The organism is Stenotrophomonas sp. PS02297 (genome assembly GCF_029959705.1).
Classification (GTDB): Bacteria; Pseudomonadota; Gammaproteobacteria; order Xanthomonadales; family Xanthomonadaceae; genus Stenotrophomonas; species Stenotrophomonas nitritireducens.
In genome coordinates, this window is record NZ_JASCOS010000110.1 from 1 (window position 1) to 11,793 (window position 11,793).

Genomic DNA, 11,793 nt, shown 5'->3' on the forward strand with positions numbered 1-11,793 from the left:
GGCCGGCGCAGGCCGCGGCGCCCGCCGCCTAGCGTCGCGCCGGCGCGCGCGGCGTCGCCAGCAGCGCCACCACCGCCAGGGCGATGCCCACCGTGCACACGCCGGTCCAGCCAGACCGGGTCCAGGCCTGCGTGCCCAGTACTGAACCCGCCGCGCCACCGATGAAGTAGCAGGTCATGTAGGCCGCGGTGATGCGGCTGCGGGCGCCTTCGTCGAGCCGGTAGATCGTGCTCTGGTTGTCGATGTGCACTGCCTGCACCGCCACGTCCAGCGCCAGCACGCCCACCACCAGCGCGGCCAGCGAGACCGGCGCCAGCAGCAGCACCAGCCACGACAGCAGCAACAGGAGCAGTCCGCCGACGGTCACCTGGCGGCCAAGCCCGCGGTCGCTCAGCCGGCCGGCACGGCTGGCGGCCAGCGCACCGGCGGCGCCGACCAGCCCGAACAGGCCGATGGTGGCGATGGAGTAGCCATAGGCCGGGCCGGACAGCAGGAACGCCAGCGGCGTCCAGAACACGCTGAAGCCGGCAAACAGCAGGGCGCCGAGCAGGGCGCGCCGGCGCAGCACCGGCTCGTCGCGCAACAGTGCCAGCACCGAGGCGATCAGGCGCGGATACGACAGCGTCGCGCGGGGCCGGTAGGCCGGCAGCGCGCGGGCCAGCGCCACCGCCATGAGCAGCAGCGCCAGGGCCGCCACCCAGTACACGGTATGCCAGGAGCCGATGCCGGCCAGCACGCCCGACGCGGTGCGCGCGAGCAGGATGCCCAGCAGCAGGCCGGCCATGATCGTGCCGACCACGCGTCCGCGCCGCTCCGGCGCGGCCAGCGTCGCCGCATGCGGAATGATCACCTGCGCGGCCACCGCGGACACTCCGCTCAGCGCGGTGCCCGCCAGCAGCTGCGCGAAATGGCCGGCGCTGGCGCTGACCGCCAGCCCTGCCGCGGCCAGCACGAACAGCGCCACGATCAGCCGGCGCCGCTCCAGGCGGTCGCCCAGCGGCACGATCAGCAGCAGGCCGGCGGCATAGGACAACTGGGCCACGGTCACCACCCAGCCGACCTGGCCGGCCCCCAGCCCGAACGCCTCGCCCAGCAGTTGCAGCAGCGGCTGGGCGTAGTAATTGCTGGCCACGATCAGGCCGGTGGCGGCAGCCAGCAGCAATACCCGCGACGGGGAGAGAACCTTGGCGTGGGCGGAATCGGCGGGCATCGCGGTGTCTGGCGGGAGGAGCGGGCGCCAAGTCTGTGCGCCCGCCTTCAATGACACAAATGCATTGTCTTCATCCATGCCATCTGCTTGAGTGATGGCATGTTCACCCTGCGCCAGCTGGAATTCGTCGTCGCCGTGGCCGAGGAAGGCGGCTTCACCGCCGCCGCGGCGCGTTGCCATACCGTGCAGTCGGCCCTGAGCCACCAGGTGGCGCGGCTGGAGGAGGCCTTCGGCGCGCGCCTGTTCGAGCGCGGCCACCGGCAGGTGCGCCCCACCGCGGCCGGCGAGGTGTTCCTGCGCAATGCGCGGCTGACCCTGCAGGCCGCCGCCCGCCTGCAGGAGGAAATGGCGCTGGCGCTGGGCACGGTGCGCGGCCGCATCCGCATCGGCCAGATCACCGCGCTCACCGTGGTCGACGTGCCCGCCCTGCTCGCCACCTTCCGCCGCACCCATCCCGCGGTGGACGTGCACCTGCGCGTGGGCATGAGCGAGGAACTGCTGGCCGAGCTGGCCGAGGGCCGGCTGGACGTGGCGCTGGTGGGCGTCGGCCCGCAGGTGCCGCTGCCGGCGCAGCACCACCTGCTGGACGAGGAAGGCCTGTCGCTGCTGCTGCCGCCTGGACACGCGCTGGCGGCGCTGCGGCGCGTGCCGCTGCAGGCGCTGGACGGCGTCCCGCTGGCCGCGCTGGTGCCCGGCGCCGGCGTGCGGCGGATGATGGACGACGCCCTGCTCGAACGCGGCGTCGCGCCGCAGCTGCAGTACGAAGTCAGCCATGGCGAACTGCTGCGGCAACTGGTGGCCGCCGGGCTGGCGGTGGCGGCGATCCCGGACAGCATGGCCGCGCGCATGCAGGGCGTCGATGTGCGCCCGCTGGCCGAGCCGTTCCGTTTCCGCACCTGCGTGGCGTGGCGCGCCGATCCCACGCCCGCCGCGCGTGCGCTGCTCGACCTGCTGCCGGCCGCCGCCACGCACGGGGCCTCCATCGAACCTGCTAAGGTGCGCCGCAAACCAAGGAACCCACGTGGCCGGCCATAACCAGTTCGCGCTGCTCGGACAGCGCCGCTTCCTGCCGTTCTTCGTCGTCCAGGCGCTGGGCGCCTTCAACGACAACGTGTACCGCCAGGCCATCATCGGCCTGCTGTTCTTCCTAGGCGTGAGCACGAAGGAGCGCAGCATCTACGCCATGCTCGCCCCGGCGATCTTCATCCTGCCCTACTTCCTGTTCTCGGCGCTGGCCGGCCAGTTCGCCGAAAAGCTCGAAAAACAGCGGCTGATCGTCGTCACCACCACGATGGAGATCGCGATCATGTCGCTGGCCGCGCTGGGCTTCCTCACCCAGAGCATGCCGGTACTGCTGGTGGCGCTGTTCTGCACCGGCCTGCAGTCCACCCTGTTCGGGCCGGTGAAATATTCGGTGCTGCCCTCCATCCTCAAGCCGGAGGAACTGACCGGCGGCAACGGCCTGGTCGAGATGGGCACCTCCCTCTCCATCCTCGGCGGCATGATCGCCGGCGGATTGATCTTCACCCTGCCCGGCAGCCACGGTCCGGTCGTGGCGGCGGTGGCGGTGATCGCGCTGGCGGTGGCCGGCAACACCGCCGCGCGGCTGATCCCGAAGGTGGATGCCGGCGCGCCGGACCTGAAGATCAACTGGAACCCGCTGTCCGAATCGCTGGCCGTGCTGCGCATGGCCAAAAAGCAGAAGGCGGTGCGCAACGCGGTGCTGGGCGTGTCCTGGTTCTGGTTCGTCGGCACCATCCTGACCTCGCAGCTGCCGGCCTACGCCGAGGTCAACCTGGGCGGCGGCTCGACCCTGTACATCTTCGCGCTGGCGTTGTTCTCTGTGGGCACCGGCAGCGGTTCACTGCTGTGCGAGAAGCTGTCCGGGCGCATCGTCGAGATCGGTCTGGTGCCGCTGGGCGCATTCGGCATGAGCGCGTTCCTGTTCGACCTGTACTTCGCCCGCACCGGCGCGGTGGCGGCGAGCGGGCTGGACGTGGCCGGCTTCCTGCGCCAGCCCGGCAGCGTGCGCATCGTCGTCGACCTGCTCGGCATCGGCCTGTTCACCGGCCTGTTCGTGGTGCCGCTGTTCGCGCTCATCCAGAGCCGCACGCCGAAATCGGAGATGTCGCGCGTGTTCGCCGCGCTGAACATCCAGAACTCCGGCTTCATCGTGCTGGCGGCGATGGCCGGCCTGCTCACCCAGAGCCTGCTGGACTGGAGCGTGCCGCAGCTGTTCCTGGCGCTGGCCATCGCCAACGTGCTGGTGGCCGCGTACATCTTCAGCATCGTGCCCGAGTTCCTGATGCGCTTCCTGAGCTGGGTGATGGTGCGCACGCTGTACCGCCTGCGCCCGGCCGGCATCGAACAGCACGTGCCCGACGAGGGCGCCGCGCTGCTCGTCTGCAACCACGTCAGCTACATGGACGCGTTGATCCTCTCGGCGGTGGTGCCGCGCCCGGTGCGCTTCGTCATGTACTACAAAATCTTCAACATCCCGGTGATGCGCTGGATCTTCCGCACCGCCAAGGCGATCCCCATCGCCAGCCCGAAGGAGGACGCCGAACTGATGCAACGCGCGTTCGACGCCATCGACGCCGCACTGGCGGAAGGCGAGTTGGTATGCATCTTTCCAGAAGGCGCGCTGACCCGCGACGGTGAGATCACGCCGTTCCGCTCGGGCGTGGAGAAGATCCTCGCCCGGCGCCCGGTGCCGGTGGTGCCGCTGGCGCTCAAGGGCATGTGGAGCAGCATGTGGAGCCGCCGCGACAGCCGGCTGGGGCGGATGCGGGTACCGCGCCGCTTCCGCGCGCACATCGAGGTGGCCGCCGGCCCCGCGGTCGATGGCGCCGCCACCGACGCGGCGGCGCTGGAGACCCGGGTAAGGGCGCTGCGCGGCGACCATGCCTGACCGGCTTTACCGCCTGTGGGGCAAATCGCTACGCTAACCACTCCAATGCGGCTGCAGGGAACGCGCGGCACCCGCCGATACCGAGGAAACATGGACATCCCACCGCCACCGCCCGCCGTTCCAGCGCAGCAGCAGGTGCACCACTACTACCACCCGCAGAAATCCGGCGGCGTGGCGGCCCTGCTGGAAGTGCTGCCGGGACTGTTCGTGCAGACCTTCGGCATCGGCCACATATACGCCGGCAATGTCGGCACCGGTCTGATCATCATGTTCGGCTACTGGGCCCTGACCGCCGTCAACGTCCTGCTGTGCTTCGTTTTCATCGGCTTCATCACCTGGCCGCTGTGCTGGATCGCGGCCATGATCCTCTCGTCGCTGACCGCGGCGAACGCCTGCAAGTCACGCTGATTTCCCGCAACCCCACCGGAGAAGCAATGAATACCGTCAATCCCACCGGCAGCATCCCCAACTACCTGGCGTGGTCGATCATCGCCACGGTCCTCGCCACCTGCCTGTGCTGCCCGCTGGGCCTGGTGGGTATCGTCGCCATCGTCTTCTCCAGCAAGGTGAACACGCTGCTGAACCAGGGCGACATCGATGGCGCGCGCCGCGCCTCCAACAATGCCAAGACCTGGTGCTGGGTGGCCACCGCGCTGGCCATCGTCGGCCTGCTGTTCAACGTCATCTACTTCGCCATGGGCGGCAGTGCGGCCTACCTGCAAATGCTGCAGCAATACCAGTAAACCGTGGCGCTCCTGCTCGGAACCCGCCACAGGTTCGCGCTGGCGGGGATCGCACTGGCGATCCCCGTCGGTATCTGGCTGTTGTGGACCTTCGACCCGAATGTCGAAGGCAACCCTTTCCCGCCCTGCATGTTCCTGGCGTTCACCGGGTACTACTGCATCGGCTGCGGGCTGACGCGCGCACTGCATGCGCTGGTCCATGGCGACCTGCTGCGCGCGTTCTCGATGAATCCGCTGGGCCTGACGACGCTCGCCCTGGTCCCGCTGATGGTGCTCTGGTCCGCCGGCTGGAACCCGCGCTGGCTGCAGCCGCTGATGAAGGTGGTGATGGAGCCGAAGCTGTGGCTGGTGGTGCTGCCGGTGTATTGGATCGCCCGCAACCTGCCCTGGTATCCGTTCACTCTGCTCGCACCGGGCTGAAAAGGCGCCTCTGCTGCGCTCCCACGCGCGCGATGCTCCCTGCGCGTCACTTGCCTGCGTGGCGCAGATCACCGGACACGGGGGCCCGCCCCCGCATGAAGTTCTCTTGGCGGTGAGGTCCGCGCCGGGTATGCCAGGCGCCTACGGAGTCGCGCTCATCCCACCCAGCCGGCGATGATCAGCAGCGCCAGCAGCGCCATCCACAGCAGCAGCATGCGCCAGACCATGCTCATCGCGTCGCGCAGTTCGGGATGGCGTTCCGCATGCGGTACCAGCCCGGCTTCGCGCGCATCGGCCGCGTCCTCGGCCAGTTCCATGCCGACGCCGGCGCGCGCGGCCTCGCCGAGGAATCCCAGGTCAAGCGACCAGCGGTTGCCGCCAGCGCGGCGCCACGCCGAGAACACGGTGTCGAAATTGCCGACCAGCGCCATCGACAGCGTCATCAACTGGGCGACCGGCCATTCCAGCAGGGCCAGCGCCCAGGCGCCCATGTCGCGGGCCTCGGCGGCCACCGCGGCCGCGATCGGCCCGTGGATCGACTGCGCCAGCAGCCGGTACAGCACCGCGCCCAGCGGACCCAGCAGCAGGAACCAGAACAGGGGCGCGAACCAGCGCCGCAGCGCGTTGTAGATGGTCGCATCGACCAGCGTCGGTGCATCCTCACGCAGGCTGCCGCCGGCGGACTGGAGCTGGGCGATGGCCGCGTCATGGGCGGCCGCATCCTCGGCATCGATGACCGCCTCGACATCGCGGTCCAGGTCGCGCGGACCCCAGCACAGTGCCAGCACCGCGATGCCGAACAGCAGCGCCGGCAGTCCGTACAGGCGCCCGGCCAGCAGCCATTGCACGACCGCCACCACCAGCACGCAGGGTACGACCGCCAGCAGCAGGCCGAAGCGGCCGGCATTGCCGCCCCCCTCGCGCACCTGCAGCCAGCCCAGCCAGCGCCCGAACCAGCGCCAGTCGCGCAGGGCCGCCATCGGCCCGGGCGCCAGGTGGCCCAGGACCAGCGCCGCGATCACTGCTACCAGGGTCGTGAACATGCGATTCCTCCGGGTCCCGATTGTAGGCCCCGCCATGGCCGCGCATGTCGATGCCCGCGGCGGCCAGGTGCCGGCTTCATGCCTGCCGGCGCCGGTACCAGTCCTCGATCAGCGTGCGCGCGATCGAGATGCGCGGCGACAGCAGGATGCCCAGACCGTCGTCGGCCTGTTCGCGGCGCAGCGCGGCGCCGATCTCCTCGACGTCGAACCAGCGCGCGTCTTCCAGTTCGCCATTCACCTGCGGCAGGTCGCCATGCGCGGTGGCGCGGAAGCCGACCATCAGCGCGCCCGGGAAGGGCCACGGCTGGGTGCAGAGGTAGTCGGCCTGGATCACCCGCACCCGGGTCTCCTCGAACACCTCGCGCACCACGGTCTGCTCGAAGGTCTCGCCCGGCTCGACGAACCCGGCCAGCACTGACCAGCGGCGCGGCGCCCAGCTGGACTGGCGCCCCAGCAGCAGGCGGCCGTCATGCTCGACCGCGACGATGACCGCCGGGTCCACGCGCGGATAGTGCTCGGTGCCACACTGCCCGCAGCGGCCGATGAAGCCGCCCCGCCCGAAAACGATGGCGGCGCCGCAGACGCCGCAGAAACGATTGCGCGAATGCCAGTACGACATGCCACGCGCGTAGCAGAACACCCCCGATGTCTCGGCCGGCCACTCGGCAGCGGCGCGGCGCAGATCGATGCGCCCCGGCGCCTGCGCCGAGACCATGGCCGCCTCGACCACGAACCACGCCCGCTCCTGCTGCAGGCCGAGGAAGATGGCCGCGCCCGGCCCGCCGCCCAGCTCGCGGCCGCTTGTCAGGAAAGGCTGGCCATCCGCATCGGCGAAAGCCGTGCCGTCGGCGTCGAGCACCAGTACGCGGGCATCGGGCCACAACCGGGCCAGGGCGTCGGCGTCGTCGCGCAGCGCATCGGCGCGGTCCAGCGCGGCGCCGGCGAAGGCGTGTCCGTGGAGGGAAGAATCGGGAGCAGGCATCCCCGGGAGCCTACCGGCAAACCATCGTGGCGAGAAGTTCCACGCATTCGCGGGGGCGCCGGCGCATCCGTGGCATGGCGCGGCGCGGGCGCGCGCCGCTCAGACGGCGAAACTGCTGCCGCAGCCGCAGGTGGTGCGGGCGTTGGGGTTGCGGATCACGAACTGGGCGCCGGTCAGGCTTTCGGTGTAATCCACCTCGGCGCCCATCAGGTACTGCAGGCTCAACGGGTCCACCAGCAGGGTCACGCCATCGGTGACCACCGCCAGATCGTCCTCGGCGCGGTTCTCGTCGAACTCGAAGCCGTACTGGAAACCCGAGCAGCCGCCGCCCTGGATGTAGACCCGCAGCGCCAGGGCGTCGTTGCCCTCGTCGCGGATCAGCTCGCTCACCTTGGCCGCGGCGGCCGCGGTGAAGTTCAGCGGGCGATCGAGGGACTGGTAATCGGGGGCGGCCGTTGCGCCGGGCAGGGAAACGAGCGTACTCATGCGCCCAGCATGGGGACGGCCGCGCGCCGATTCAAGCCTCCGCCGCTTCAGCCTTCTCCTGCATCGCCACCGCTTCGGGCGAAGGCAGCGCGGCCATCGCCGCCGCATGCACCAGGCGGCCGTTGAGCTGCGCGCCGGCGCCCATTTCCACCACCTGGTAGTGGACATTGCCGTTGACCCGCGCGGTCGGGGTCAGTTCGATGCGTTCGCCCGCGTGGACGTCGCCGTCCATGCGCCCGCTGAGCACTACCACCGAGGCGCGCACCTCGCCGTCGATATGCCCCTGTTCGGCCAGGGTCAGCACCGCCTTGGCGCCCTCCTCGGCGATCACCCGGCCCTCGATGCGCCCTTCCACATACAGGCCCCCGCTGAACACCACGTCGCCCCGGATCACCACCTGCGGCCCGATCAGGGCATCCACCACCAGGTGGCTGTCGCGGCTGGACTTGCTCTTGAACATGACTACTCCCCTCTGCCGCTGCCGGCGAGTTTCCAATCGAATGTCTGTGTCGCGCTCCCCCCGGGCCCGGCCAGCGAGACTCGCACACGCTGCGGTGTGAAATCCTTGGGCAGCATCACGCTGCCGTCCAGGCGCTGGAAATACCGGAACGAATAGGCCTGCCCGGGCACCTCCCTGCGCTGGTGCAGTTCATCCCAGGTCACCGTCGCCAGCTTGCCGTCCTTCACCCCTTCCACCGAGAACCGCATCTGTCCCTGGCTGATCGCCCCCCGGTTCAGGTTCTGGGTCAGCACCACGCTGTAATGCCAGGTGCCGGCGGCTTCGGTGGAGAACTCCACCGAATGCGCGTTCAGCCCCTTGCGCTGGCTGGTCGCGCCCACCAGGCGCTCGTAGAACGCCACGTCGGCGCGCAGCCCGGCAATTTCCTCGTCGCGTTCGGCCAGCGACGCCTGCACCTCGGTGTTGGCCGCGCGGCTGATCTTGTCCGACGCTTCCAGCGTGGCCTGCCTCTGCCGCAGTTCCTCGATCTCGGCGCGCTGGGCGGCGGCGGCGCGCTCGCTCTGGCGCAGGCGCTCGCGCAATCCGCCGGCGTCCGGCGAGGCGAAGCGGGCGGCCAGCCAGCCGGCCAGCAGCAGCGACAGCAGCCAGGCGACGGCGAGGATGGCCAGCCGTGTCCAGGCCGGTCGCTGCGGCGTCCCCCGCAGGGTGATATGGAAACGCGACGGAGATCGGTTGCTCATGGCGATACATACCGGTGCCGGATCCTGCGCGAAGCGGCACCTTCGCTCCGGTTGAAACGGCTGGGCAGTGTAAACGACTCCCGTCGCGGCCCGGCGGGAACTGGCAATCGCCGGGGGCATGATCGATAGTTGCGATCCTGCTCACAGTTCCCGCGGGAGTCCGCGACCATGGCCGAAGCCCACGTTTTCGTCATCGGCATCCTGCTGGCCTGGCTGGCCGGCATCCGCGTGTACCTGACCGTGTTCGGCGTCGGCCTGGCCGGCCTGCTGGGCTGGGTCGATCTGCCGCCGGCGCTGCAGGCCACGCAGTCGTGGTGGGTGCTGGGCACGTCGGCCGCGCTGGCGGCCACCGAGTTCTTCGCCGACAAGATCCCCGGCGTGGATTCGATCTGGGATCTGCTGCAGACCCTGGCCCGGGTACCCGCCGGCGCCTTCCTGGCGGCGGCGACCTTTTCGCAGGACGGGCAGCTCGGTACCGGCGCGCTCGCAGCCGGTGCCGGTGTGGCGCTGGCCAGCCATGGGCTGAAGGCAGGCACCCGCGCGCTGCTGAACACCTCGCCGGAACCGGCCAGCAACTGGGCGGCGTCGGTGGCCGAAGATGGCGTGGTGATCGCCGGCCTCGCCCTGGCGCTGGCCCATCCCTGGCTGGCGCTGGTTTTCGTGCTGGGCGCGAGCCTGCTCGGCGCGCTGACCGTATGGCTGGTCTGGCGCGCGCTCTGGCGCGGGATGAAGCGCCTGTTCGCCGCGCCCCCCGCGCCGGCCCGGACATCGGCGATGGCAAGGGACCATTCGCTGCCGCCGGCCCCTTGACCGCATAATCCACGGCATACGGGGAGCACCGATGGCAAGCAACGACACACCCACTTCCTCCGCCCGCCTGTCGCGCGCGGAGGTTCCGCCCGCGGACTACTGGCAGCGCTGGAGCGTGGAGAACGCGCCGCCGGCCGAAGCGGTCCGGGCGCATATCGCCGCGCCGCCCGCCAGCCCGGCCGCCGCGCCGGACCAGGACCCGGCCGCCGCCGAGACCCCCTATCGCGTGCTGATCGTCGAGGACGACCGCTCGCAGGCCTTGTTCGCGCAGAGCGTGCTGCATGGCGCCGGCATGCAGGCCATCGTGCAGATGGAGGCCGAAGGCGTGCAGCAGGCCATCGCCGAGCACCGCCCCGACCTGATCCTGATGGACCTGCACATGCCCGGGCTGGACGGCATGCGCCTGACCGCACTGATCCGCCAGAACCCGCACCAGCAGCTGCTGCCGATCGTGTTCCTGACCGGCGACCCCGACCCCGAGCGCCAGTTCGAAGTGCTCGACAGCGGCGCCGACGACTTCCTGACCAAGCCCATCCGCCCGCGCCACCTGGTCGCCGCGGTGGCCAACCGCATCCGCCGCTCGCGCCAGCAATCGCAGGGCGCGGCCGCCGGCCCGGCGCTGAACAATCCCGAGACCGGCCTGCCTACGCGGCACAACCTGATGCTGCAGCTGGACGCGGCGCTGAGCGCGGCCGAGCCCGGTGGCCTGATGTTCATCGAGATCGCCAGCGCGCTCAGCCTGCGCGAACGTTATGGCTATGCCGCCTTCGAACGCCTGATGATGCAGGCTGGCCGGCGCCTGGCCGAAGCCGGTCGCCCGCACCTGCTGGCGCGGCTGAACGACAACAGCTTCCTGCTGCTGGCCCGCGGCATGGATGAGGACGCAGCCGATGCGCTGGCCCGTTCCGTGCGCCAGGCGTTGTCCGCGCATCCCTTCCTGGTGCGCGAGGAAGAATCGCTGCACCTGCGCTGCGCCATCGGCCACGCCCACCTGTCGCAGGGCTTCGAGGACGCCGGCGTCGCGCTGGAGGCGGTCGAGCGCGCCGCCCTGCAGGCGCGCCTGGTCACCGACGGCGTGGCCGCCTACCAGGGCAGCACCGATGCCGCCGCACAGGAACACCTCGCCCTGCTGGAGGGCCAGATCGAACTGGCCTACCAGCCGATCGTGGCGGTCGCCGGCAGCGATACCGCGCAGTACCAGGTCCTCCTGCGCCTGCGCCGCAACGACGGCACCCTGCTCTCGGCCGGCCAGGTGATCCCGGCCGCGGAGGCGGCCGGGCGCATCGCTGATCTCGACCAGCAGGTGCTCGACCACGCGCTGGGCCTGCTGCACCGTTACCAGCATGCCGTGCCGCCGATGCGCCTGTTCGTGTCCCAGTCGCTGCGCACCCTCGCCCGCGAAGCGTTCGCCGACTGGCTGCTCAAGGCCATCGCCGACCGGCAGATCGCCGGCAGCGCGCTGGTGATCGACGTGCGCCTGGCCGACGCGCTGGTGCATGCGGTGACCCTGCAGCAGTTCTGCGAGAAGCTGATGCCGGCAGGCGTGCAGTTCTGCCTGAGCCAGTTCGAACCCGGCGACGAAGCCAACGCGCTGATGACCCAGCTGCCGCTGGGTTTCGTGCGCATGGCCGGGCGTTTCGCCGGCAGCCACGGCAGCCAGAAGCTGCGCGACGAACTGCGCGGGGCGATCGACGCCGCGCACCGCGCCGGGCTGCAGATCATCGGCCAGCAGATCGAGGACCCGCAGGCCGCCGCCGCGATGTGGATGAGCGGCATCGACTTCATCCAGGGCAACGTGGTGCAGTCGGTCGGCAGCGAGCTGGACTTCGACTTCCAGAACACGGTGCTCTGACATGCAGGCGGCGAACCGCTGGGCCATGGCCGCCGCGATGCTCGCGGTGGCCGCCGGCGCGGCGCCATGGCTTCCGCCGCCGGTGCCCGCGCAGCCGATCGCCACGGCCCTGGCCGCGCTCGCCTGCCTGTGCGCG

General features: G+C 70.5%; 13 protein-coding genes. 7 read left to right on the forward strand and 6 right to left on the reverse strand.

Translation table 11 applies throughout. The features are described 5' to 3' along the window. Positions 1–28: 28 nt before the first annotated feature. Complete coding sequence (locus tag QMX80_RS15770) at positions 29–1,210, reverse strand: MFS transporter (RefSeq protein ID WP_282278064.1); 1,182 nt, start codon at positions 1,208–1,210, stop codon at positions 29–31. A gap of 99 nt (positions 1,211–1,309) precedes the next feature. On the opposite strand from QMX80_RS15770, the gene QMX80_RS15775 reads away from it, so the two are divergent. The 5 genes from QMX80_RS15775 (at position 1,310) to QMX80_RS15795 (ending at position 5,284) form a co-directional block, all read left to right on the forward strand. Then, the gene (locus tag QMX80_RS15775; RefSeq protein WP_273080979.1) at positions 1,310–2,245 is read left to right on the forward strand and encodes a LysR family transcriptional regulator; all 936 of its coding nucleotides are present in this window, start codon (positions 1,310–1,312) and stop codon (positions 2,243–2,245) included. After that, positions 2,232–4,121, forward strand: coding sequence for an MFS transporter (locus QMX80_RS15780; RefSeq protein ID WP_282278065.1), 1,890 nt, complete (start codon positions 2,232–2,234; stop codon positions 4,119–4,121). The genes QMX80_RS15775 and QMX80_RS15780 overlap by 14 nt, the downstream gene beginning before the upstream one ends. A gap of 90 nt (positions 4,122–4,211) precedes the next feature. Further along, positions 4,212–4,529 (forward strand): hypothetical protein, encoded by a 318-nt coding sequence (locus QMX80_RS15785; RefSeq protein WP_282278066.1) that lies wholly within the window; start codon positions 4,212–4,214, stop codon positions 4,527–4,529. A gap of 26 nt (positions 4,530–4,555) precedes the next feature. Beyond that, positions 4,556–4,864 (forward strand): CD225/dispanin family protein, encoded by a 309-nt coding sequence (locus tag QMX80_RS15790; protein ID WP_055766319.1) that lies wholly within the window; start codon positions 4,556–4,558, stop codon positions 4,862–4,864. Positions 4,865–4,876: 12 nt separating this feature from the next. Next, the gene (locus tag QMX80_RS15795) at positions 4,877–5,284 is read left to right on the forward strand and encodes a DUF2752 domain-containing protein (RefSeq protein WP_282278075.1); all 408 of its coding nucleotides are present in this window, start codon (positions 4,877–4,879) and stop codon (positions 5,282–5,284) included. 155 nt (positions 5,285–5,439) lie between these two features. On the opposite strand, the gene ampE is transcribed toward QMX80_RS15795, so the two are convergent. The 5 genes from ampE to QMX80_RS15820 form a co-directional block, all read right to left on the reverse strand. Beyond that, the gene (gene ampE, locus QMX80_RS15800) at positions 5,440–6,327 is read right to left on the reverse strand and encodes a regulatory signaling modulator protein AmpE (RefSeq protein WP_282278069.1); all 888 of its coding nucleotides are present in this window, start codon (positions 6,325–6,327) and stop codon (positions 5,440–5,442) included. A gap of 76 nt (positions 6,328–6,403) precedes the next feature. Beyond that, positions 6,404–7,309 (reverse strand): NAD(+) diphosphatase, encoded by a 906-nt coding sequence (gene nudC / locus QMX80_RS15805; RefSeq protein WP_273080986.1) that lies wholly within the window; start codon positions 7,307–7,309, stop codon positions 6,404–6,406. Between the two features lie 99 nt (positions 7,310–7,408). Then, positions 7,409–7,795 (reverse strand): iron-sulfur cluster insertion protein ErpA, encoded by a 387-nt coding sequence (gene erpA, locus QMX80_RS15810; protein ID WP_055766328.1) that lies wholly within the window; start codon positions 7,793–7,795, stop codon positions 7,409–7,411. Between the two features lie 31 nt (positions 7,796–7,826). Beyond that, a complete protein-coding gene (locus QMX80_RS15815; protein ID WP_055766332.1) occupies positions 7,827–8,255 on the reverse strand; it encodes a polymer-forming cytoskeletal protein in 429 nt (142 codons plus the stop codon). A 2-nt stretch (positions 8,256–8,257) separates the two neighbouring features. Next, the gene (locus tag QMX80_RS15820) at positions 8,258–8,995 is read right to left on the reverse strand and encodes a DUF6776 family protein (RefSeq protein WP_273080988.1); all 738 of its coding nucleotides are present in this window, start codon (positions 8,993–8,995) and stop codon (positions 8,258–8,260) included. 168 nt (positions 8,996–9,163) lie between these two features. On the opposite strand from QMX80_RS15820, the gene QMX80_RS15825 reads away from it, so the two are divergent. Both QMX80_RS15825 and QMX80_RS15830 read left to right on the forward strand, forming a co-directional pair. Then, on the forward strand, positions 9,164–9,805 hold the full coding sequence (locus QMX80_RS15825) for a DUF4126 domain-containing protein (protein ID WP_055766336.1): 642 nt from the start codon (positions 9,164–9,166) through the stop codon (positions 9,803–9,805). A gap of 31 nt (positions 9,806–9,836) precedes the next feature. After that, positions 9,837–11,657 (forward strand): EAL domain-containing response regulator, encoded by a 1,821-nt coding sequence (locus QMX80_RS15830; RefSeq protein WP_282278074.1) that lies wholly within the window; start codon positions 9,837–9,839, stop codon positions 11,655–11,657. The last annotated feature ends 136 nt before the right edge of the window (positions 11,658–11,793 follow it).